The organism is Magnetovibrio sp. PR-2 (assembly GCF_036689815.1).
Taxonomy (GTDB): domain Bacteria; phylum Pseudomonadota; class Alphaproteobacteria; order Rhodospirillales; family Magnetovibrionaceae; genus Magnetovibrio.
Window position 1 is genome coordinate 322,293 of sequence record NZ_JBAHUR010000005.1, and the last position, 22,761, is coordinate 345,053.

A 22,761-nucleotide genomic window follows, 5' to 3' on the forward strand; every position below is an offset into this window, starting at 1 on the left:
GCATGCGCATCATCGGCATCGATCCGGGATTGCAGCGCACCGGTTGGGGCGTCATAGAAGCACGCGACAACCGTTTAAGCTTCGTCGCCGAAGGCACCGTGACCTCGAACGCCAAAATGGCTTTGGCTGACAGGTTGATGGAACTCCACGACGGTCTTGAGGAGGTCATCACCACGTGGGAGCCTGGTGAGGCCGCCGTCGAAGAAACCTTCGTCAACAAGAACCCGACCTCGACCCTGAAGCTTGGCCAAGCGCGCGGCATTGCGCTTTTGGTACCGGCGCGTTTGGGCTTGTCAGTGGGTGAGTACACGCCGAACTTGGTGAAAAAAACCGTCGTGGGTGCAGGTCATGCGGCCAAAGAGCAAGTTCTCATGATGGTGAAAACCTTGCTCCCGGGCTCCGGCAATGCAGGTCCCGACGCCGCCGACGCCTTGGCCGTCGCGATCTGTCATGCCCACCATCGTGAAACGCAAAATCGTATTGTTGCAGGGGGACGCTAGATGATCGCACTACTCAAAGGCATCATCGAAGAGGTGGGCGATGGCTGGGCTGTTGTCGATGTGAGCGGTGTTGGCTATTTGATTTTTTGTTCGACCCGCACACTCAGCCGTTTAGCGGTGGGGGAAGCAGCGTCGGTTCACGTGGAAACTCACGTGCGCGAAGATCACATTCATCTGTATGGGTTCTTAGAAACCAACGAACGCGAATGGTTCAAGGTGTTGACCACCGTTCAAGGGGTTGGCGCAAAAGTCGGTCTCGCGATTTTGTCCGTACTGTCGGGCGATGAGCTCACCCACGCTATTGCTGCAGGCGACAAAGCGCAAGTGGGCCGGGCCAACGGTGTCGGTCCGAAACTGGCCGCGCGCATCTGTACAGAGTTGAAAGACAAAGTCGCCAAGATGGCGCTGGGCCCTGCAGCCGCGCCTAAGGGTGTCAAAGTCGCGGCCAGCTCAGACGTTGCCATCGGTGGCGACAACACCCGCGATGCCGTGTCTGCCCTGGCGAACTTGGGCTACAGCCCGACGGACGCGCTCACAGCTGTGAGCCACGCGGCCTCCAAACTGAGCGAGGACGCCTCCGTTGAAGAGCTCATCAAAGGCGGTTTGGCCGAGTTGGGACCTAAGGAGCACGGCCGATGAGCGACGAAGAGCGCATGATCGACACCGAAGCTGGAAGCCTGGACAACGCTGAGCACGCGTTGCGCCCCACGTCCTTGGACGAATTTGTCGGCCAACAAAAAGTGCGTGAAAACTTAGGCGTCTTTATCGAAGCCGCGCGTGGGCGCACCGAAGCCATGGACCACACGCTGTTCTATGGCCCGCCCGGACTGGGCAAAACCACCTTGGCGCAAATCGTGTCCCGTGAACTGGGCGTGGGCTTTCGCGCAACGTCTGGCCCTGTGGTGGCGAAGGCAGGCGATTTGGCCGCGATCCTCACCAACTTGCAGCCCCGCGATGTGTTGTTCATCGACGAAATTCACCGTCTCAACCCGGTGGTGGAAGAAATTCTCTACCCCGCCATGGAAGATTTTCAGCTGGACCTGATTATTGGTGAAGGCCCAGCGGCGCGCTCGGTGCGTATCGACTTACCACCGTTCACGTTGATTGGTGCGACGACCCGTTCGGGTTTGATTTCGACACCGCTGCGCGATCGCTTTGGCATTCCGTTGCGCTTGCAGTTCTATTCACCCGAAGAGCTGATCGGCATCGTGCAACGGGGCGCGCGCTTGTTGGGCATTGAGATGACCGAAGACGGTGCGTTGGAAATTGCCCGGCGCTCGCGTGGGACACCGCGTGTGGCCGGGCGTTTGCTCCGGCGTGTACGCGACTTCGCCAACGTCGCTGGCCGTGAGGTGGTCGATGCTGTGGCGGCAGACGGTGCATTGACGCGTCTGGATGTGGACAAAGCGGGGCTCGACAATATGGACAGGCGTTACCTGTCTTGCATTGCTGAAAACTACGGCGGTGGACCCGTTGGCGTGGAAACCATTGCCGCGGCCCTGTCCGAACAACGCGACACTTTGGAAGACGTGATCGAACCTTACTTGATCCAACAAGGTTTCTTGATGCGCACGCCGCGCGGGCGCGCGTTGACCGCACAAGCGTTTCGCCACATTGGCTTAAAAGCACCCAAAGAAGCGGCGCAGCTGGAGCTGATTGAAGGGGGCGCGGATGACGAGCACTGATCTTGCCGGCCGCGTCGACGGTCACACCTTCGTCATGCCTGTGCGCGTATATTACGAAGACACGGATGCGGGCGGTGTCGTTTATTACGCCAACTATTTGAAATTCGCCGAGCGCGCACGCTCTGAGATGCTGCGCCACTTAGGTTTGGAAAACTCAGCCATTCAAGACGAACACGGCATCGCACTGGTGGTGCGCAAGGTTTCTGCCGAATACCGCCGTCCGGCACGTCTGGACGATTTGTTGGATGTGGAGCTCAAACTCACCAGCCTGAAAGGTGCCAGAATTGAGGGTGAACAACGTATTTTGCGGGGTGATGAGCTGTTGGTAACGATTTATATCCAATTGGCCTGTATGAAATTAACGGGCGGACCGGGGCGCTTGCCCCAAAATGTCCGCAATCTTTTGCAAACGTTCGTCAAACCGGACGAAAATGAATAGGACTGGAAGTTCAATATGGAAGGCAGTGTAATCGATGCGGTGACCCTGGGTGGGTCTGTCGCTGCACCGGATTTCTCAATGATGTCATTGTTTTGGCGTGCGGATTGGATCGTCAAAAGCGTGATCGTCATGTTGCTTTTGGCCTCGGTCTGGTGCTGGGCAATCATTTTTGAAAAGCTCACCAGCTTGAAAAAGCTGAACCGCCAAGCCGACCAGTTCGAAAAGAACTTCTGGTCCGGACAAAGCCTGGACGCGATTTTCGATTCCATGGGCAACCAGCCCAAAGACCCCATGGGTGCGGTCTTCATTTCCGCCATGCGCGAATGGCGCCGCGCGGCTGAGAAAGGTCATGTGGGATCGAGTATCGCCAGCACGTCTCTGGGTGAGCGGATTGAACGCGTCATGCACATCACCGTATCGCGTGAAATGGCGCGGGTGGAACGGTACATGACGTTTTTGGCGTCCACCGGCTCGACCGCACCGTTCATCGGTCTGTTCGGCACCGTTTGGGGGATTATGAATTCCTTCCAATCCATTGCGGTGTCCAAAAATACGTCGTTGGCCGTTGTGGCTCCTGGTATTGCCGAAGCTTTGTTTGCCACCGCGTTGGGCCTTTTGGCGGCTATTCCGGCGGTGTTGGCCTACAACAAAATCTCGCGCGATTTGGAACGCTATACCGCGCGCTTGGACGGCTTTGCCGTTGAATTTTCTGCGATCTTGTCGCGTCAAATGGAAGATAAGAACTGATCATGGCGGGCATGCTCCACAATTCCGGCGGCGGACGGCACACCTTTGGCCATGCCAAAAAACGCCCCCCCATGGCGGAAATCAACGTCACGCCGTTTGTGGACGTGATGTTGGTGTTGTTGGTGATCTTTATGGTCACCGCCCCGCTGCTGACCGTAGGGGTCGAGGTTGACTTGCCCAAAACCAAAGCGGGGGCCATTAAAGGGTCGGACGAACCTTTGGCCGTCAGCATCGACCGCGAAGGTACGGTTTACGTGCAAGACACGCCGTTCGACCTAGACAAGGTTGTGCCGCGCCTGCAGGCCATTTCCAACAACAATCCGGAAGTGCGCATCTTTGTGCGCGGCGACGCGAACGTTGATTACGGCACGGTGATGCAGGTCATGGGCACGCTCAACGCCGCAGGCTTTAGCCGGGTGGCTTTGATCACCACGCAGAAGTTCGCTACGCCTCAAAAAGCGAAGAAGTAGGGGAGGCCGGGCTTGTATCGCAACGCTGCGTTTTCGGTTCTCTTTCACATCGTCCTGGTGGTCGCGGGGTACGTGGGCTTGCCGTCTTTTACAGACATTGATCACAGCCAAGATGTCCCCATCTCGGTTGAAATCATCACGGTGAGCGATCAAACCAACCTGCCGACCAAACCAAAAGACGCACCGAAAAAAGCGGAAGTTGCGAAAGCAGAACCCAAACCGCCGCCCAAACCGCCAGCCCCGCCACCGGCCCCCAAAGGGTCGGTGGAACAGCCGCCTGAACCCGAGCCCGAACCCGAGCCAGAGGTCGAAAAGGTCGCGGTCGTGGTGCCAGAGCCCAAGCCTAAAAAAGAAGCCAAGCCCAAGCCCGAGCCCAAGCCTGAGCCCAAGAAAACGGCTGCGAAGAAAAAGCGTGCGCCGACGCCCATTCCGCCGCGCCGCCCCGCACCGCCCGACCAGTTTGCGTCGGTGTTGAAAACGCTGGAAGATCTCAAAACCGCGCCGCGCCAAGAGAAAAAAGACGAGAAACAGGCCAAACCTGATTTTGCGGATATGATGAAAGACGCGCTGGCGTCGGACAATCCGCGCACGGATGTCGGTCCAGAACTCACCATCTCTGAGAAGGATTTGGTTAAGCAGCAAATCAAGCGGTGCTGGAACTTACCTGCAGGGGCTAAGAACGCGCATGAAATGCTGATCTCAATCCGTTTGGTCATGAACCCTGACGGCACGGTCCAACAATCGCGCGTTTTGAACGGCGGGCGGATGCAGACAGACCCGTTCTATAAGACCATGGCGGAAAGTGCTTTGCGCGCAACACTGGACCCACGCTGCCAACCGTTTAGACTGCCACCTGAAAAATACCAGCGATGGAAAACCATGAAGCTCAACTTCGACCCGAGGGATATGTTTGGCCTATGACACACTCTGTTCGTTTAATAGCCGTTTTGGCGTTCCTCATGCCGCTGCTGATTTCAGGGGCGGCCAAGGCTGAGCTGGAAATCAACATCACCCAAGGCGTGGCGGAACCCATGCCTGTGGCCATCGCCGATTTTTATGGCGAAGGCAAAGGGGAACAGAGACTCGGCGCGTCCGTTGCCGGTGTCATTGCGGCGGACTTAGAGCGATCGGGCCTGTTCCTGCCCATCGATAAAAAGGCCTTTATTCAAGATGTCGAAAGCCTGAACATCCTGCCGCGCTTTGGCGATTGGCGGATCATCAATGCCAAAGTCCTTGTGCAAGGCCGGATCGAAATGACCGTGGACGGGCGCATGAAAGTTGAATTTCGGTTGTGGGACGTGTTGGCCGAAACGCAAATGGAGGGCATGGCGTACTTCACCCTTCCGGGCAACTGGCGGCGTGTGGCACACATTGTCGCGGATGCCATTTACAAACGTATCACCGGTGAAGATGGCTACTTCGATACCCGCATTGTCTACATCGCAGAATCGGGTCCGAAAACCAATCGGATCAAAAAGCTCGCCATCATGGACCAAGACGGCGAGAATTATAACGAATTGACCAAAGGCCAAGATATGGTGCTGACGCCGCGCTTCTCGCCGGATCGTCAGGAAATCACCTACCTGTCCTACTATAACGGCGTGCCCCGCGTGTATATCTTCGATATCGACAGTGGCCGCCAAGAGGTTTTGGGCGATTTTCCGGGCATGACCTTTGCGCCACGGTTCTCACCGGACGGAAAATCCGTCATTTTTTCCATGACCAAGCAGGGTAATTCCGAAATTTATCTGATGGATTTGGCCACCCGACAAGAACGTCAAATCACCCATCACAGCGCCATTGATACCTCTCCGAGCATGTCGCCGGACGGCAAACGGGTGGTGTTTAACTCGGATCGTTCCGGCAAACAGCAGCTCTACGTCATGAACGTGAACGGCACGGGCGTGCACCGGATCAGCTTTTCCAAAGGCCGCTACGCCACGCCTGTCTGGTCGCCGCGCGGAGATTTGATTGCATTTACAAGAATTTATAAGGGTGAGTTCTACATCGGCGTGATGCGGCCGGACGGCTCTGGCGAGCGCTTGCTGACCAAAGGGTTCTTGGTCGAAGCCCCCACCTGGGCGCCCAATGGCCGGGTGTTGATGTTCTTTCGTCAGGAAAAATCTGACAAATATGGTCGCGGTGGGAAAACACGTATTTTCTCCATAGACTTGACCGGACATAACGAGCGGGAAGTCAAAACACCCGGTGATGCGTCAGATCCGGCGTGGTCCCCCTTGATTCCTTAGAACGCACGTCATATAGTCCCGAAAGGAAAAACCTAATAATTCCAGGGGTCAGTCTGTCTTGGATAAGTTAAGTGAAGCTGTTTGTTGACATAAAACCATCAGTTTCGAGTGTTAAAACATCGATATCCGCCCAATTTGTGGGCGCTCCAATGAATGGGAGATACCTAATGCGTTTCAAAATTGTGAGTCTGATTGCCGTTGCGGGCGTGTTGGCTGCTTGCGGCACCGCTCCGACTTCTGAAACCGCTTCGACGTCCGGTTCCGGTGCAGGTACCGGCGCAGCGAGCATCGTTCCGGGTTCCGCAGAAGACCTAAAAGTTAACGTCGGCGATCGCGTGTTCTTCGCTTTCGATCGTTACAACCTGACAGCCGAAGCCCGCTACACCCTGCAGCAACAAGCTGCTTGGATGGCTGCAAACCCGGCCGTCAATGTTGCCATCGAAGGTCACTGCGACGAACGCGGTACCCGTGAATACAACTTGGCATTGGGCGAACGCCGCGCCACCGCAGTGGTTGACTATTTGTCCACCTTGGGTGTTGCCGCAAACCGCGTTTCCTCCATCTCCTACGGTAAAGAGCGTCCTGAAGATCCGGCCTCCAACGAAACCGCTTGGGCCAAAAACCGTCGTGCTGTGACGACGCTCAAGTAAGCTGTTTCGACCGAAGTCCCGTTCGGGGCTGACCTAATCAGAGCGCCTGTCCGACCCAAAGGGGATCGGGCGGGCGTTTTGTTTTTGTGTTATCCCTGTGAAAAATCGCACCTCGCCCTAATTTCGCCGGAAATTCACCGCAAGGTCCTTATTGATCCTTTAAGGGCTCAGGCTTTAAAAAGGCGGGGTAGGCGTATTTGTTTATTGTTTTGAACCACGGACGCATTTCATGACTGTTCTTCGTATTCGTTTCGCTCTTGTCGGTGCTGCTGTTGCGGCGCTGGTGTTGTCGATTGCCGAACCTGTTTTCGCGCAAAGTTCGGATTTGCAAATTTTGCTGAACCGGATTGAGCGGTTGGAGCGCGATATCCGCACGCTGAACCGCCAGGTTGCACGCGGCGTCACGGCGGACCAAGCCGTCGCAGCCGATGCGGCCATGCCAACGGCGGTGACGCCCATGGACACCAAAGAGCTCAAAGCCGCCGGGGGCGAGGGCGCGTTGACGCGGGTCACCGTGCGCATGAACGATATGGAATATGAACTGCGCCAAACCACCGGCATGGTGGAAGACCTGACGTTCCAAATCAATCAGTTGAACCAACGTGTCGACAGCTTGATCACGGGTATGAACTATCGTTTGGGCCGACTGGAAGGCACGGCCCAAGGTGACTTTCCCGCTCCGCAACCGATGCAAACCTTTGGGGGCCAGCCAACGGTGTCTACCGCACCCAGCGTTTCGAGCGTGACCTCGGCCGGGAGATTGGCGCCGCCGACGGCGACCGAGTTGCCTGTGGAAAAAGGCACCGTCAGCAAGGATGGCACCTATATTCCGCCCAAGGGTGCAAACTTTGGCTCGCTTGGAAAAGTGTCGAAGAACTCTGTCGATCAGCTCACCAAAGAAGGTGAAACCAACCCTGCGCAAACGGCCATGGCTCCCGTTGCAAAACCTGCGGCAACGCCCGCGCCTGCAGCCGCACCGCAAAAGACCGGTGTGTTGCCCGAAGGCAGCCCCAAAGAACGCTATCAATTTGCCTTCGGTTTGATGCGTCAAGCCCGCTACACCGAAGCGGAAGCAGCCTTGAAAGAATTTATCGCCGTCCATGGTGACGATGCTTTGGCTGGCAATGCACGCTATTGGCTGGCGGAAACCTTTTACGTGCGCAAATCCTTCATGGACGCGGCGCAAACGTTTTTCGAAGCCTATCAAGGCGCACCCGGAGGCTCCAAAGCCCCCGATAGCCTGTTGAAGCTGGGCATGTCTTTGGCGAATTTGGAAAAATCTGAAGAAGCCTGCGCCACGTTCGGGAAATTGCGCAAGGAATTCACAGATTTGAAGCCCACCGTCGAAAAAACCTTGGACCGCGAAGTCAAACGTCTGAAGTGTAAGTGATGAACCCAGGCTCGCGCGCCGACACCCCTTTAACAGCCGAAGAGTTTTCTCAGCTGGTGCGGGCGTGTCGTCCGGTTGAAGCGGTGCTTCCCAACACCATCGCCGTCGCCGTTTCCGGCGGGGCTGACAGCATGGCGCTGTGTCTTTTGGCCCACGACTGGGCCCAAGACAATGGTGTGAAAGTGTGTGCGGTCACGGTGGATCACGGCTTGCGCACAGAATCTGCCGACGAAGCGCGACAAGTTGGACTTTGGCTCAAAGCGCGGGGGATAGAACACCATATTTTGACCCTGAAATGGGACCAAAAGCCCGCCGCCCGCCTTCAAGAACGCGCGCGCCAAATGCGCTATGACGCTTTGACACAATGGTGCAGGTCCCATGAGACGGACCAGGTGTTGGTGGCGCACCATTTGGAAGATCAAGCCGAAACCGTTTTGATGCGGATGCGCAAAAAGTCAGGCTTGATGGGGCTGGCCGGAATGCGGCGTTGTTTTGAACGCGATGGATTGCTTATTCACCGTCCCTTGTTGTCAGTGAAAAAATCGCGACTGTTGGCGACTTTGGAAAGGCGCAATCAAGACTGGGTTGAAGACCCGTCCAACTACAACATGGCGTTTGAACGGGTGCGTACGCGCGAAATGTTGAAGCATTTGGCGGCAGAAGGGGTTCATGCACAACGTTTGGCCGCAACGGCTGAGGCGCTGGGCAAGCTGCGCGATGTTCTGGAAGGGGCTGCAGACCCCCTGATTGTAAATCAGGTGAACGGCGTTCCCGTCACCTTGGACCGGGACCAACTGTGCCAAGCGGAGCCCGTGGTTCTCAATCTTGCACTGGCGCAGGTGTTAAAACAGGTGGGTGGTCAGGCCTATGGCCCGCAAGCAGATAAGCTGGAACGTCTAAGTCGTTGGGTTTGTGGGGTTTCTTCCCAGCCTGCACGAACTTTGGCGGGGTGTGAACTGCGCCGTGCAACGCACCAGGGGCGGGATGTCTTGACGATCCAGCCCGAACGTCCGCGAAAAGCTGTGCAAAAGGTGGGGCAATCTGATCAAAAAGTGTGAAACCGCCCTTGCCCCGATGCCTCAAAACGCTTAAATCCATGGGAACACGAACCGTCAATACTGCTTTTGAGGGCCTATTTTCCTCCCAAACAGTTGTGAAGCGCTGAAATTCAGGCTTTTATAGGAGCCCAACATTGATTGGAGCGTCTGTGGAAGCGCACTTTTGCGTCACATCGAGACGGTCAAACCATGACCGTTCGCGACCCGACTAAGGGGCGTGGACTTAAGAAAGGAAGTTGCCTTGAACTTCAGCAGAAACATCGTTTTCTGGGTCATCATCGCCGTATTGCTGTTTGCTTTGTTCAACGTGTTCCAAGGCGGTCAGCGCCAGGGCGCGGCGGCTCCGATGGTGTATTCCGATTTCTTGGCCGCAGTCGAAGCCGGTGAAGTGGCCGATGTCGCCATCAAGACCGGTAAAGCGGGAACGCAAATCACCGGTCATATGACGAACAAAACCACGTTCTCGACCTATGCGCCGGACGATCCCAAGCTTGTGGAAACGCTGTCCAAAAGCGGCGTGAAGATCGCCGCACTGCCGTCGGATGATGGGCAATTTTCCTTCACCGGTATGTTGGTCTCTATGTTGCCGTTCTTGATTTTGATCGGTGTGTGGATTTTCCTGTTCCGTCAAATGCAAGGCGGCGCAGGCGGCAAAGCAATGGGCTTTGGTAAATCCAAGGCTAAGATGCTGACCGAAAAACAAGGCCGCGTGACGTTTGAAGACGTCGCTGGCATCGACGAAGCCAAGCAAGAGCTGGAAGAAGTCGTCGACTTTTTGAAAGACCCGCACAAGTTCCAACGCTTAGGCGGTAAAATTCCGAAAGGCTGCTTGCTGGTTGGCCCTCCGGGCACCGGTAAGACGTTGTTGGCGCGCGCCATTGCGGGCGAAGCGAACGTTCCGTTCTTCACCATTTCCGGTTCCGACTTTGTCGAAATGTTCGTCGGTGTCGGTGCATCGCGTGTGCGCGATATGTTCGAGCAAGGCAAAAAGAACGCACCGTGCATCATCTTTATCGATGAGATCGACGCTGTGGGCCGCCATCGTGGCGCTGGTCTCGGCGGCGGCAATGACGAGCGCGAACAAACGCTCAACCAATTGCTGGTGGAAATGGACGGGTTCGAGTCGAACGAAGGCGTGATCTTGATCGCGGCCACCAACCGTCCCGACGTTTTGGACCCGGCTTTGCTGCGTCCCGGTCGTTTTGACCGTCAAGTCACCGTGCCCAACCCCGACATCTTGGGCCGTGAAAAAATCTTGAAGGTGCACATGGGCAAAGTTCCGTTGGCGCCTGACGTCGATGCACGAGTTGTTGCACGTGGCACGCCCGGTTTTTCCGGGGCCGACTTGGCCAACTTGGTGAACGAAGCCGCTTTGTTGGCGGCGCGTGCAGGCAAGCGCGTGGTCACCATGTCGGACTTTGAATCCGCGAAAGACAAAGTCATGATGGGCACGGAACGCCGGTCCATGGTGATGACGGACGAAGAAAAGCAGCTGACGGCCTACCACGAAGCCGGTCACGCCCTGGTCGGTATTCACATGCCGAAATCCGATCCGTTGCACAAAGTTACGATTATCCCGCGCGGACGTGCGCTGGGTGTAACCATGAACTTGCCGGAACGCGATCAATACACGTTCTCGCGCGTTCAATTGGAAAGCAAGCTCGCCATGATGTTTGGCGGTCGCATGGCTGAAGAACTGATCTTTGGCGAAGAAAACGTGACCACGGGTGCCGGCAACGACATTCAACAAGCCACCGGCATGGCGCGGCGCATGGTGACTGAGTTCGGGTTCTCCGACAAGCTGGGCCGTTTGCGCTACACCGACAACGACGAAGAAATTTTCTTGGGCCACTCTGTGACCCAGCACAAGAACGTGTCGGAAAAAACCGCCAACCTGATTGACGAAGAAGTGCGCCGCTTAATCGACGAGGCAGAAACCCACGCGCGTCGCATTTTGACCGATCACAAAGATCAGTTGGAAGCCGTCACTCAAGCCCTGTTAGAATACGAAACGCTTTCGGGTGATGAAGTCAAAGACTTGATCGATGGTAAAGGTGTCCATCGTCCGGATCCGGATGATTCGCCTTCGGACGGCGGGCGCAAAGCATCCGTGCCGACGTCCGGCAAGGGTGCTGCGAAAGAAAAGAAAGACGACAGCTCCGGTGGTTTGGGCGCAGAGCCCCAACCGGAAGGTTAACGGAGCGGCTTAATCGGAAAGCCCCGCCTGCTCGACAGGCGGGGTTTGCCGTTTTCGGGGGAAGACCCGGGGGAATGTTATGACCAAAACGTTTGCAGGTTTCGAACTTAACCGCCCGTTGATCATGGGCATCGTCAACGCCACGCCGGATAGTTTTTCCGACGGCGGTGAGCATGTCGGTGTCAGCGCCGCCGTCGAACACGGCTTGCGCTTGGTGGACGAAGGCGCGGACATTGTCGATGTCGGTGGCGAAAGCACGCGTCCCGGGGCTGAGACGGTTTCCATCGCCGAAGAGCTGGATCGCACCATCTTAGTGGTCGAACGTTTAGCTGACGCGGGTGTGTGTGTGTCCATCGATACGCGCCACGCGGTGGTGATGGAAAGTGCCCTGGCCGCCGGGGCGGAGATCGTGAACGACATCACCGCGCTCAACGGCGACCGACGTTCCATGGACGTTGTGGCCAATGCCAAAGCTTCGGTGGTCTTGATGCATATGCAAGGCAAACCCGGTAACATGCAGGCTGATCCTTTTTACGACAACGCGCCTCGTGAAGTTTTTGAATACCTGTTCGAACGTGTACAAGCCTGCGAAGAGGCGGGCATTCGCCGTGACCGTATCGCGCTTGATCCGGGGATTGGGTTCGGAAAATCCTTGCAGCACAATCTTGAAATTATGAACGAGCTTGGCATGTATGAACGACTGAACTTGCCGGTTCTGATGGGACTGTCGCGCAAAAGCTTCATTGGCGGCGTGACGGGTGAGCAAAACCCGAAGAAACGCTTGCCCGGATCCATCGCGTCGGCTTTGGCCTGCGTGCAGCGCGGCGCACACATCCTGCGCGTTCATGATGTCTTGGAAACCAAACAAGCTCTGGACGTTTGGACGGCGATTGACTTGTCCTGATTTAGGGCTTGAAAAGAACCGTAACCAAAATTTACCCCTGTTTAAGGTGGATTGGCGTAAAAGTAAGTCAAATAGTCACAAAAACGAAACGTTGAAACTATGACACGCAAACTCTTTGGCACTGATGGCATTCGCGGCAAAGCGAACGAACACCCCATGACGGCGATGACAGCTTTGATGGTGGGGCAGGCCGCTGCGCTGCACTTCAAACGCGGCGATCACCGCCACCGTGTGATCATCGGCAAGGACACACGTCTTTCCGGTTACATGTTGGAAAATGCTCTGACGTCTGGATTTTTGTCCTGCGGCATGGACGTGATTTTGTCCGGGCCCGTGCCGACGCCGGCGGTGGCGATGCTGACGCGTTCGCTGCGTGCGGATTTCGGCGTGATGATTTCGGCAAGCCACAACCCTTACCACGACAACGGCATCAAGTTTTTTGGTCCCGACGGCTACAAGCTGTCTGACGACGTCGAGATGGAAATCGAAAAGCGTCTCGACAGCAACATGGCCCCCGAATTGGCGGACGCTGCCGATTTGGGCCGGGCCAAGCGCCTGGACGACGTGGTGGGACGCTATACCGAATACGTCAAACAAACCTTCCCCAAACAGTCATCCCTTGATGGGATGAAGATCGTTTTGGATTGTGCCAATGGTGCCGCTTACAAAGTCGCGCCCGAGGTCCTTTGGGAACTGGGTGCGGAAGTCGTCAAGATCGGCGTGTCGCCCAACGGCTTCAACATCAATGACGGATGTGGATCAACGGCCACCGAAGCCATGCAGGCGGCTGTGGTCGAACACGGGGCTGACATTGGCATTGCGTTGGACGGCGACGCGGACCGGGTTTTGATTTCGGACGAAAAAGGCCAGTTGGTCGATGGCGATCAATTGATGGGTTTGATTGCTGCCGACTGGAACTGTTCAGGTCTTTTGAAAGGCGGCCATGTGGTGGCCACCGTCATGTCGAACTTAGGGCTCGAAAAGTATTTGGAAGGCCAAGACGTCGGCCTTAAACGCACCGGCGTCGGCGATCGTTACGTCGTCGAAGAAATGCGCCGCTCGGGCTGTAACGTGGGCGGGGAACAGTCCGGACATATTGTTTTGGGCGATTATGCCACCACGGGTGATGGTTTGATGGCGGCGTTGCAGGTCTTGGCGGTGTTGAGCCGCAATGGAAAGCCTGCGTCCGAGGCGTGTCGCTTGTTCGATCCGTTTCCGCAGTTGCTGAAAAACGTGCGCTTCCAAGGCACATCACCGTTGGAACTCGACAGCGTGCAAACGGCCATCGGCGATGCAGAAAAACGCCTGGATGGTACAGGCCGTGTCTTGATCCGCAAATCCGGGACCGAGCCCCTGATCCGGGTCATGGCCGAAGGCGAAAACGAAGGCCTGGTTGCCGAAGTCGTGGACGGTTTGGTCGATCTTATTTCCAAATCGGCGGCGTAAGATGGAAGGCCGTGTTCTCATCATAGCGGGATCGGACTCTGGCGGTGGTGCGGGCATTCAGGCCGACATCAAGGCCGTGACGTGTCTGAACGGCTTTGCCATGACGGCCATTACCGCACTGACCGCCCAGAACACCTTAGGCGTTCATGGGGTCATGGAAGTCCCCGAAGACTTTATCGCGCAACAAATTCAAGTCGTGTTGGAAGACATCGGTGCCGATGCCATCAAGATCGGCATGCTGCACCGTGCGCCTGTGATTGAAGCCGTTGCGAACGCGCTGGACACTTACGGTAAAGATATTCCGGTGGTTCTGGACCCCGTGATGATCGCCAAAGGCGGGCATGCGTTGTTGGAAGACGACGCGGTGGAGGCTTTAAAGACACATCTGATTCCACGTGCGGCTTTGCTCACCCCGAACATCCCCGAAGCCGAAGCGTTAAGCGGCATCAAAGTAGATGCTGTGCAGGACTTCGGCCCCGTTGGTGAACGCTTATGCAGAATTGGTGCACAGGCGACCTTGATCAAAGGTGGGCATATGGACGGCGACAACGTGGCCGACATTTTGTGGCGCGACGGGGTGGCGCCTGTGGTGTTTGAAACCTTGCGTATCGACACCCAACACACCCATGGCACGGGGTGCACCTTGGCATCAGCGGCAGCGTGTGGATTGGCACAAGGCTTCAGCCTTGTCGAAGCCATCGCGCGCGCCAACACCTATGTGCACAAAGCGATTTTGTCGGCGCCCGGATTTGGCAAAGGGCACGGCCCTTTGGACCATGCCCACACCGTCCAGCCGATGGAAGAGTAACTGACCTACATCACCATGGTCTGCGTCAGCGGTTGAGCTGATTGCGGCGTGTTCGACAAAACGTCGCGCACTTGCTTTAACGCAGACGTCAGCTTTTCCCGCGACGTGGCGGAGCCCAAACACAAACGCAGCGCACGCGGTGGGGTGGGTTGCGTGGTAATGAACGATTCCGGCCCCGCCATAATAATGCCCCGCTGGCCCAAAATACGGATGACTTCGTCCGCGTAGTGGTCTTCGGGAAGATTGAGCCACATGTGCAGCCCGGTGGGCTGGTGGGCAAAATCGTATCCTTTGAAGACTTCATAGGCGATGGCGTTGCGTGCCAGCATTTCGTCTTGGTGCCAACCGATGATTTCTTGAGCGATGCCGGAGTTGACCCAGCGCGTGGCAATTTCACCCATCAACGGCGGAGCCATCCAGCCCGTAATTTGCACGGCACGCGTCAGGGCGGCAAACAAAGCTTTGGGTGTGAGCATAAAGCCCACACGCAAGCCCGGGGCTAGGCTTTTGGCAAAGCCCGTAATGTAAATTACGTTGTCGGGGGCCAGTTGGGCGAGGGGGGGATTGCGGTCTTTGGGCTGAAAACCATAAACGTCGTCTTCGATGATGATGAAGTTGTGACGCTTGGCGATGTCGGCAATGGCGTGCAAACGTTCCATGCTCATCACCGCTGTGGTGGGGTTTTGGTGCACAGGCATGAAGTAGCCGACACGTGCGCCCGATTCGACAATGGCGGCTTCGAACGCATCGGGACGGATGCCTTCTGCGTCCATGGCGACGGGTTTCAGGCGGGCCCCCATATGGCCGGCCAAGGACGTCATGCCGGGATAGGTGAGCTCTTCGCACAACAACACATCTCCGCCTTTGATGAGCCCCAAAGCACAAGCCGACATGGCGTGCTGAGCGCCGCTGGTGAGAACTGTGTTTTCCACTGCGATATCCAGCCCGACTTGACGGACAAGTTTAGAGATCGCTTCGCGATGCGCCGCTAAACCCGGGGCGGGGTTGTATTGGGTGAGCACATCCAAACCATCCGCTTGGGACAACTCGCCAAGCGTTGCCGCTAAGGCTTTGGCCTCAGGGCCACGAGAGGGGCGGTTCATGGACAAATCGATGGAGGTGTCATCCCCATAGTCGTGATCAATGCGGTCGTTGTTGCGGTGCACGATTTGAGACTGAGTTTCATACGGATTGGGAAACACCCTGCGCAGTTCGCTCTGGTCGATGACGAACGTGCCGCTGCCGACCCGTCCGCCAGCAACGCCCCGGCGCTGCAATTCGGCGTAGGCCCGGGTGATGGTGCCGACCGTGACACCCAATCGATAGGCCAAGTCCCGGTGTGTGGGCAATTTTGTACCCGCTTCCAAGACATTTGCATGAATGTCATCACTGATGGCGTCAGCAATGATGCGATATTTAGGGCCAATGCGGCCTTCGATGCTTGGAGAATAGATTGTCATGGTGACAATAATCGCATTGACCCCCTTTTGTGTCAAGCGTATTGTCAAATTGTCTTTAATTCTAAAGAGGGTTTACCCCATGAACCGCGATAATTGTACCGATACATTTAATGGTATCGATTTTACGCCGGCTCTGCCCCTCACGTGGCACAGCTGGCTCGATGATGGCAAGCAACTGATGGTTCGCGAGCTGGCTCGCGCTGTCGTCACGCTAAAGACTTGGATGACGCGTTCGCGTTCGCGCCGCCATTTGGCTGGGCTTGATGCGTATCTGCTCGACGATATCGGCTTGACGAAAGCTCAAGCTGTACGGGAATCCGAAAAGCCGTTTTGGCAAGACTGATCGATCGGACGCGTTGAATGAGCTCTGAGACTTCTTCGTCATCACGCGCGAGGGTCGAAGGCCTTTGGCTGGCAGCAATGCCCGGCGTGTTCGTGCTTCTTTGGAGCACGGGCTTCGTCGGTGCAAAGCTGGGCCTGCCCTATGCTGAGCCTTTCACGTTTTTGTTCCTGAGATATTTCGCGCTCGTCGTCATTTTGGTTCTGGTGGCATTTGCCTTTCGTGCCCCTTGGCCCAAAGGCATCGCCACGTGGTGGCACGTTGGTGTTGTCGGAGTCACTGTACACGGCGGCTATTTGGGCGGTGTGTTCTACTCTATCTATGCAGGCTTGCCCACCAGTGTCACAGCAATCATCGTTGGCCTTCAGCCTTTGTTGAGCGCCGTGGGCGCACATATGTTCTTAAGTGAAAGAATCAGGGCTCGACAATGGTTGGGGCTTGTCCTGGGATTGTTGGGAGTGGCTCTGGTGTTGGGTGATAAGATAACGCTCAACATCGATGGCTATTTGGGGCCTGTGTTTGCGGTATCGGCGTTGTTTTGCATGACGTTCGGCACGATCTATCAAAAGCGTCACAATGAACAAATGGATTTGCGCTCAGGCTCGGCTATTCAGTTCGGTGCTGCGGCCATTCCAACGGGCATCGGTGCCGTTTTGTTTGAAACCCGTGAGGTGGTGTGGTCGGGTGAGTTTATTTTTACGCTGTCCTGGTTGACGATTGTCATATCCATTGGTGCAATCACATTACTGTTTATTTTGATCCGCCAGGGGGCTGTGGCGAAGGTGGCAAGCCTGTTTTATCTGGTCCCTCCCGTCACAGCCGTATATGGCTGGTTGATGTTTGGAGAAACTTTGTCGGCGCTGTCTTTGGTCGGCATGGCTGTGGTTGTTATGGCTGTGGCTTTGGCCACTCATTCAGTCCCTGAGCAAGAAGGAGAAACCCATGGATAATGGGATGTTGAACGCAACGATTGTCGAGCTGGAAGCGACCCGGGCCGTCGTCTACCGCCATATGTCGCCAACGCCGAGCTTTCCTTGGCCGTTGTTGTCCAAACGCACAGGGGCGGACGTTTGGGTGAAGCATGAAAACCACACGCCCGTGGGCGCATTCAAAGTGCGCGGCGGCTTGGTTTTTTTGTCGGGCCTCAAAGCGACCCAGCCGGATCTCGAAGGCGTGATTTCCGCAACCCGCGGCAACCACGGTCAAAGCTTGGCCTACGCAGCTGCCAAAGTCGGCATGAAAGCCGTCATCGTTGTGCCGCATGGCAACAGCCCGGATAAAAACCGCGCCATGGAGGCCTTAGGTGCGGAACTCGTCGTTCACGGCAACGACTTCCAAGAAGCTTTGGAGTACACCCAAAGCCTCGCCAAAGAACGCAATCTGTACATGATCGGCCCGTTTGAAAAGCCGTTGATGCGCGGGGTTGCGACCTATGCGTTGGAGCTGTTTGAACAAGTTGGAAACTTGGACACCGTTTATGTGCCCATCGGTATGGGATCGGGCATTTGCGGATTGATCACGGTTCGCGATGCCTTGGGCCTCAAGACCGAGATCGTCGGCGTGGTCGCTGAAGGCGCACCTGCTTATGCCCAGTCCTTTGAAAAGGGCGAGGTGGTTGCGACTGAGAAAGCCGAAACCCTCGCCGATGGTGTGGCGTGTCGCGTGCCGAGCCCCGAAGCGTTTGAAATTATCAAAAACGGCGCCGCGCGCATCGTGCAAGTCAGCGATGATGAGATTTTGGACGCGATGGCGTACTATTTTACCGACACCCACAACATGGCCGAAGGTGCCGCTGCGACACCGTTGGCGGGGTTGATGAAAGAAAAGGATTTGCAAACGGGCAAAAAGGTCGGTTTGATTTTGTCCGGCGGCAACGCCGACGCCTCGACATTTGCCAAAGCCTTGGAGCGCCTCACAAAGGATTGAGCCATGACCGAAGAATTGTTTCGAGAAGATTCCTATCTGCAATCGTGCGAGGCCACCATTACAGCCGTGGTCGAAAACGGTGTGGTCTTGGACAAAACCGTGTTCTACCCGACCGGCGGCGGTCAGCCGGGGGACACGGGGGTATTGAAACTGTCTTCTGGGGCAGAGTTGAGCGTCACCGACACGCAAAAAGGGGAAGCGCCGGGCACGATCGTTCATGTCTTGGCTGAAGGTTCTGATCGGCCCAATGTCGGCGATAACGTGAGCGCTCAGATCAATTGGGAACGGCGTCACAAACACATGCGCATGCACACAGCCTTGCACCTGTTGTGCGCGCTGGTGGATGGCCAAATCACAGGCGCGCAAGTAAACGAAGCCAAAAGCCGTATCGACTTCAATATTCCCGAAAAGCCGGACAAAGAAGCGTTGAGTGCCGGGCTGCAAAAATTCATCGACGACAACATCACCGTGACCCAGTCTTGGATGACGGACGAAGAACTGGACGCTGAGCCTGACCTGGTGCGCTCTATGTCCGTGCAGCCGCCACGTGGCACCGGGCGGGTGCGCACCATCAATGTGGAAGGGGTCGACTTTCAACCCTGCGGCGGAACGCACGTCAAAGCGACGGGAGAAATCGGCGCCATGCGCATTGGCAAAATCGAAAACAAAGGCAAACAAAACCGCCGCATCAACATTCTGTTCGACGACTGCGTTTCATGACCCAATCTATTCCACTTTACCAAATCGACGCATTTACTCAGGACGTCTTCGCCGGAAACCCGGCAGCCGTTTGTCCGTTGGACGACTGGCTGGACGATAAGGTTTTGCAACAGATAGCCCGTGAAAATAATTTATCCGAAACCGCCTTTGTGGTTGCGAACACAGGTGGGAAGACCGACTACAAACTGCGTTGGTTCACCCCGACGTTTGAAATTGATCTCTGCGGTCATGCGACACTGGCGACGGCATGGGTACTGTTTCATGAATTGGGTGAAGACAAGGTAGAGATCAGTTTTCAAACCGAGCAGCGTGGCGTGTTGACGGTCGTACGTGGCGACGGCGGTTTGATCTCAATGGATTTTCCAGCGATGGCCCCGCGTCCGGCGCCACACCATATGCGCCTGGAACAAGCCATCGGCGGCCCGGCGCGAGAATTCTGGACTGCGCCCAACGGCATGCACATGGCGGTTCTGAGCCGCGCTGATGACATTCACGACATACGCCCGTCCATGGCCGCCATTGCCGAAATGGGGGACAAAGGCCTGATCGTGACCGCTCAGGCGGAAGGCGAGGGGGGTGTTGATTTCATCTCGCGCTATTTCACCCCAAAAGAAGGCATTGCCGAAGACCCGGTTACAGGTGCGGCGCATTGCGTGCTTGCTCCGTACTGGGCGAAGCGGCTGAAAAAAGACCAGCTTCATGGCCGCCAGGTTTCCAAACGCGGGGGCGACGTGTTTTGCGAAGTGAGCGAAAAACGTGTGAAGTTGTCCGGTTACGCGGTGCTCTATCTTAAGGGCGAAATCATCCTGTAATGCATTCAGTTTAGGTTCAGGGTCTTGGAGTCATGCTGATGGGTGTGATAGTTATATTCCAATCGGCCCCAAAGCCTGTGGCCAAATAAACGTCTGAACGAATTGAGAAGTGCTTCCATGAAACGTCTATCCGCTCTGTTTGCCAGTCTTTTTGCCTTTGCAGCTGTGTTGGCCACGACACCGGCCCAGGCAACTTTGTTGGGCGACGATTCTCACATTCAGTTGAAACACATCATGGCCCAAGTCCAAGGTAAAAAAGGGGCGATCACCAACCCGATCCGCCCGTTGACGCCGATTTTGACGGTGCCCAATGGTGAGCACGTGGCCTTTGTCTGCCAGCGATCACCGCGTGCTGCGGAAGCTATTCTCTATTATTTCTCCAAATATCCAGCCCCTTTGGATAAAAAACGCCGTGTGGATTTGGATGCTTTGAAAAAGCAAAAGGATAGAATTGCAGGCTTCGTCAACAAAGCTTTGGGCCGCGCTGTGGTCAGCGAGGTCTATGTGATCGAAGGCGGTAAATCCATGGGCCGCGGCGTGATGTCGCGCTTGCCGTTTGCACAGACCCAAGGCTGTGGCCGTGTTCTGGAAGAATACGAAGACCGCATGCAGCAACTTCTGGGCGGCGAGAAGAAGGGCGGGCACTAAGCCGTTCCTCATCTTTTCCAAAACACTAGATTTAGTGAAAGATTCCATTAAGGATCGCACTGTAGTGTTGTAGAAGTGATTCGGTCCCGATTCGGGGGCGATCACGTCTCGGGATTGGGTGAATTCGAAAAGGGGCCCAAAGTGAACCGCAAAATTTTGCGCATAGTAGCTGTCACGATTTCCATGAGCACGCTTTCCGGCTGTGCTTTTTTGACGCAGCTTGACCTCTTCGATCCAAAGTATTGGTCGCTGCCGCGCAACAGCTCGAACACTTATGCTGAAATCGGTTTGGCGGAATTGGCCAAAGGCAACAACGTCGAAGCCATGGGCTATTTTGAGCGCGCCTTGAAATCCAATGAATTCGACGTCCATGCGCTTTATGGCTTAGGTGTCTTGTACCAAAATACAGGCCAGCCCGAACGGGCGCGCAGAATGTATCAGGCGATTTTGTCAATTGATCCGCGGCCGGCTGATGAACTGATGGTTTGGGCTGACAAGCGCACGCAGCCGATTGTCGATCTTGCCAATGTTAACATGCACCTGCTGGAAAGCGATCCAAACGCTACGGCTGCGCCCTACGACGGCATGTCCATGCAGCCTCAAACGTATATGCCCCAAGCTCAGGCGCAACCGAAAACGCCGGTGACGACCATGTATGGCGGGGGCACCATGATGCCGTCAAAGCCGACCATGTCTGCGCGCCAATCCAGGCAAGCTATGGCGCCACAGGAAATGTTCAAAGAAGGCGATTTGAATGTTGTCGAGCGCTTTGAAACTCTGCGTGTGCTTTTGGATCAGGGGCTTTTGACCCAAGACGAATTTTTGGTCCGGCGCAAAGTCAATGTCGGTGCCTTGTTGCCGCTCAGCTCTCCAACCCCAGGTGCGGGCTTGGACCGTCCGGTTCCGGGGGCAGGCCAAATCGCCAGCCGATTGCACGCCATTGGACGAGCGTTGGAAATGCGAGCACTTTCCCCGGCGCAGCACACGGCTGAGCGCACCATGATCTTAGATGCTTTGATGCCTGCCAATCCGGTGTCCTTGGCCAGTCCGGCGATCCCGCCCAAAGGTCTGATGGAAGCGGCCGACGCCGTGCGGCGACTGGAGCTTTTGAAAGAAGCGGACCTCATTACGTCCGACGAGTACACCAAGGAACGCACAGCCATCGAAGGCGGCATACAGCCTGCGGGCGCATCCAGTGCTGCGGGGGCTGCGCCAAAAGCCATGACACCCACCTCAGCCGCGCCCAAGGTTAGCGGCTTCCAGCCTGCGGTCCATTTGGCGTCATACCGCCAGCGCAAAGCCGCCGAACGGGGGTGGGCGGAGCTGTCACGCCGCTTCAGCTCGCTCTTGGGCGGCATGCAGCACCGGATTGAACGCGTGGATCTCGGCGGTGGGAAGGGTGTGTTCTATCGCTTGAAAGTCGGCCCCTTGCCCAGCAATGGCGCAGCACAGTCTACCTGTCGCCAGCTCAAGGCCAAGCGTCAGTATTGTGAGCCGACCACCATTAACTTCGGCTGATCTGAATTTTGAAACAAAAAACGGCGCTCAGGATATGAGCGCCGTTTTTACGTTTGCCTGCGGTTTCGGTTAGCTCATTCCCGGGGTTACGCCTGCGCGGGGCGAAACCGTGAGGGTCACCTTAGAGCCGCGCAACTGGCTGCTTTCGATCTGGATGGACAAGACCCGGCCTTTGCGCTCATAGGTCAAAACGCTGACCATGGCGCGCACGGACGTGATTTCCTGCCACGCAAAGCCGCCCAGTTCTTGTTTATAGAAATCAAAAAGCGAATCTGGGGAATGGGAAGAATCCAAGCCCAGCTGCCCGTACCACGTCTCACCGCTGCCAAAGACGAGTGTGCGGGTGTTGTCCATGGCCGTGCCTGTGGGGACAGGAATGTCGGGGAATCTGTTGAAGGATTGCTCCGGTGTGGCAACTTGGGTGCCATCCGCTGTTGTTTGCATCGGTGTTGGAGCCGCATTCGGGCTCAGCCCGGTGGTGTTGGTGCAGGCCGTGATTCCCAAAGCAAGAATCAAGGTGGAGGACAAAACGAACGGTTTTGCAAAAAGCGGCTTCGCCATATCTATCGAATTTCCTAAATCTGTCATAAAAGTGACTTCGGACTGGAAGTTTTATCTCGCCAAACCTATATCATCCTGGTGCAGTGGTCCACGACCAGAAGGCCTTGTTTTTCTAGGTCTGCGGGTCTATAATCCACGCCCTTGCGAGGTCGATTCTCACCACGCAATTCAAAAAAAAGAAAATTCCTGCATTTTTTGGGATTTTAGCGTTTGACAAAGCCGTCAGGTGGGCC

General features: G+C 56.0%; 24 protein-coding genes. 22 read left to right on the forward strand and 2 right to left on the reverse strand.

Going from position 1 to position 22,761, the window contains the following annotated elements:
- Positions 1-2 precede the first annotated feature (2 nt).
- The 15 genes from ruvC to thiD all read left to right on the forward strand — a co-directional run bounded on the left by ruvC (position 3) and on the right by thiD (position 14,543).
- Positions 3-500 (forward strand): crossover junction endodeoxyribonuclease RuvC, encoded by a 498-nt coding sequence (gene ruvC, locus V5T82_RS08390; RefSeq protein ID WP_332895166.1) that lies wholly within the window; start codon positions 3-5, stop codon positions 498-500.
- Positions 501-1,139 carry a Holliday junction branch migration protein RuvA gene (gene ruvA / locus V5T82_RS08395; RefSeq protein WP_332895167.1) on the forward strand — a complete coding sequence of 213 codons (639 nt, stop codon included), beginning with the start codon at positions 501-503 and terminating at the stop codon, positions 1,137-1,139. It begins immediately after the preceding gene.
- Entirely contained in the window at positions 1,136-2,185 is a 1,050-nt protein-coding gene (ruvB, locus tag V5T82_RS08400) for a Holliday junction branch migration DNA helicase RuvB (RefSeq protein ID WP_332895168.1), read from the forward strand. Before ruvA ends, ruvB begins: the two co-directional genes overlap by 4 nt.
- A complete protein-coding gene (gene ybgC, locus V5T82_RS08405; protein ID WP_332895169.1) occupies positions 2,172-2,624 on the forward strand; it encodes a tol-pal system-associated acyl-CoA thioesterase in 453 nt (150 codons plus the stop codon). Before ruvB ends, ybgC begins: the two co-directional genes overlap by 14 nt.
- Before the next feature lie 15 nt (positions 2,625-2,639).
- Positions 2,640-3,371 (forward strand): protein TolQ, encoded by a 732-nt coding sequence (tolQ, locus tag V5T82_RS08410; RefSeq protein ID WP_332895170.1) that lies wholly within the window; start codon positions 2,640-2,642, stop codon positions 3,369-3,371.
- Between the two features lie 2 nt (positions 3,372-3,373).
- A complete protein-coding gene (gene tolR, locus V5T82_RS08415) occupies positions 3,374-3,841 on the forward strand; it encodes a protein TolR (RefSeq protein ID WP_442917422.1) in 468 nt (155 codons plus the stop codon).
- Positions 3,842-3,853: 12 nt separating this feature from the next.
- Positions 3,854-4,762 carry a cell envelope integrity protein TolA gene (gene tolA, locus V5T82_RS08420; RefSeq protein WP_332895171.1) on the forward strand — a complete coding sequence of 303 codons (909 nt, stop codon included), beginning with the start codon at positions 3,854-3,856 and terminating at the stop codon, positions 4,760-4,762.
- A complete protein-coding gene (tolB, locus tag V5T82_RS08425; protein ID WP_442917424.1) occupies positions 4,759-6,090 on the forward strand; it encodes a Tol-Pal system beta propeller repeat protein TolB in 1,332 nt (443 codons plus the stop codon). Before tolA ends, tolB begins: the two co-directional genes overlap by 4 nt.
- Positions 6,091-6,257: 167 nt before the next feature.
- The gene (gene pal / locus V5T82_RS08430; RefSeq protein WP_332895172.1) at positions 6,258-6,740 is read left to right on the forward strand and encodes a peptidoglycan-associated lipoprotein Pal; all 483 of its coding nucleotides are present in this window, start codon (positions 6,258-6,260) and stop codon (positions 6,738-6,740) included.
- A gap of 229 nt (positions 6,741-6,969) precedes the next feature.
- Positions 6,970-8,130: a tol-pal system protein YbgF gene (gene ybgF, locus V5T82_RS08435; protein ID WP_332895173.1), complete on the forward strand. Its 1,161-nt coding sequence runs from the start codon at positions 6,970-6,972 to the stop codon at positions 8,128-8,130.
- Positions 8,130-9,188 carry a tRNA lysidine(34) synthetase TilS gene (tilS, locus tag V5T82_RS08440; RefSeq protein ID WP_332895174.1) on the forward strand — a complete coding sequence of 353 codons (1,059 nt, stop codon included), beginning with the start codon at positions 8,130-8,132 and terminating at the stop codon, positions 9,186-9,188. Before ybgF ends, tilS begins: the two co-directional genes overlap by 1 nt.
- Positions 9,189-9,429: 241 nt before the next feature.
- A complete protein-coding gene (ftsH, locus tag V5T82_RS08445) occupies positions 9,430-11,385 on the forward strand; it encodes an ATP-dependent zinc metalloprotease FtsH (protein ID WP_332895175.1) in 1,956 nt (651 codons plus the stop codon).
- Positions 11,386-11,464: 79 nt separating this feature from the next.
- Positions 11,465-12,289 carry a dihydropteroate synthase gene (gene folP, locus V5T82_RS08450; protein WP_332895176.1) on the forward strand — a complete coding sequence of 275 codons (825 nt, stop codon included), beginning with the start codon at positions 11,465-11,467 and terminating at the stop codon, positions 12,287-12,289.
- A gap of 99 nt (positions 12,290-12,388) precedes the next feature.
- Positions 12,389-13,735 carry a phosphoglucosamine mutase gene (glmM, locus tag V5T82_RS08455; RefSeq protein WP_332895177.1) on the forward strand — a complete coding sequence of 449 codons (1,347 nt, stop codon included), beginning with the start codon at positions 12,389-12,391 and terminating at the stop codon, positions 13,733-13,735.
- A gap of 1 nt (position 13,736) precedes the next feature.
- Positions 13,737-14,543 (forward strand): bifunctional hydroxymethylpyrimidine kinase/phosphomethylpyrimidine kinase, encoded by an 807-nt coding sequence (gene thiD / locus V5T82_RS08460; protein WP_332895178.1) that lies wholly within the window; start codon positions 13,737-13,739, stop codon positions 14,541-14,543.
- A 5-nt stretch (positions 14,544-14,548) separates the two neighbouring features.
- Here the strand turns inward: thiD and V5T82_RS08465 are convergent, their stop codons facing one another.
- On the reverse strand, positions 14,549-16,003 hold the full coding sequence (locus tag V5T82_RS08465) for an aminotransferase-like domain-containing protein (protein ID WP_332895179.1): 1,455 nt from the start codon (positions 16,001-16,003) through the stop codon (positions 14,549-14,551).
- 79 nt (positions 16,004-16,082) lie between these two features.
- Here V5T82_RS08465 and V5T82_RS08470 point away from each other — a divergent pair, with 79 nt between their 5' ends.
- The 7 genes from V5T82_RS08470 to V5T82_RS08500 all read left to right on the forward strand — a co-directional run bounded on the left by V5T82_RS08470 (position 16,083) and on the right by V5T82_RS08500 (position 21,967).
- The gene (locus tag V5T82_RS08470) at positions 16,083-16,346 is read left to right on the forward strand and encodes a DUF1127 domain-containing protein (protein ID WP_332895180.1); all 264 of its coding nucleotides are present in this window, start codon (positions 16,083-16,085) and stop codon (positions 16,344-16,346) included.
- 17 nt (positions 16,347-16,363) lie between these two features.
- Complete coding sequence (locus tag V5T82_RS08475; protein WP_332895181.1) at positions 16,364-17,293, forward strand: DMT family transporter; 930 nt, start codon at positions 16,364-16,366, stop codon at positions 17,291-17,293.
- Positions 17,286-18,269: a threonine dehydratase gene (locus tag V5T82_RS08480; protein WP_332895182.1), complete on the forward strand. Its 984-nt coding sequence runs from the start codon at positions 17,286-17,288 to the stop codon at positions 18,267-18,269. Before V5T82_RS08475 ends, V5T82_RS08480 begins: the two co-directional genes overlap by 8 nt.
- 3 nt (positions 18,270-18,272) lie before the next feature.
- Positions 18,273-18,989 carry an alanyl-tRNA editing protein gene (locus V5T82_RS08485; RefSeq protein WP_332895183.1) on the forward strand — a complete coding sequence of 239 codons (717 nt, stop codon included), beginning with the start codon at positions 18,273-18,275 and terminating at the stop codon, positions 18,987-18,989.
- A complete protein-coding gene (locus tag V5T82_RS08490; protein ID WP_332895184.1) occupies positions 18,986-19,801 on the forward strand; it encodes a PhzF family phenazine biosynthesis protein in 816 nt (271 codons plus the stop codon). Before V5T82_RS08485 ends, V5T82_RS08490 begins: the two co-directional genes overlap by 4 nt.
- 117 nt (positions 19,802-19,918) lie before the next feature.
- Entirely contained in the window at positions 19,919-20,449 is a 531-nt protein-coding gene (locus tag V5T82_RS08495; protein WP_332895185.1) for a hypothetical protein, read from the forward strand.
- Between the two features lie 141 nt (positions 20,450-20,590).
- The gene (locus V5T82_RS08500; protein WP_332895186.1) at positions 20,591-21,967 is read left to right on the forward strand and encodes a tetratricopeptide repeat protein; all 1,377 of its coding nucleotides are present in this window, start codon (positions 20,591-20,593) and stop codon (positions 21,965-21,967) included.
- Positions 21,968-22,036: 69 nt separating this feature from the next.
- Here the strand turns inward: V5T82_RS08500 and V5T82_RS08505 are convergent, their stop codons facing one another.
- Positions 22,037-22,528: a hypothetical protein gene (locus tag V5T82_RS08505; RefSeq protein WP_332895187.1), complete on the reverse strand. Its 492-nt coding sequence runs from the start codon at positions 22,526-22,528 to the stop codon at positions 22,037-22,039.
- Positions 22,529-22,761 lie beyond the last annotated feature (233 nt).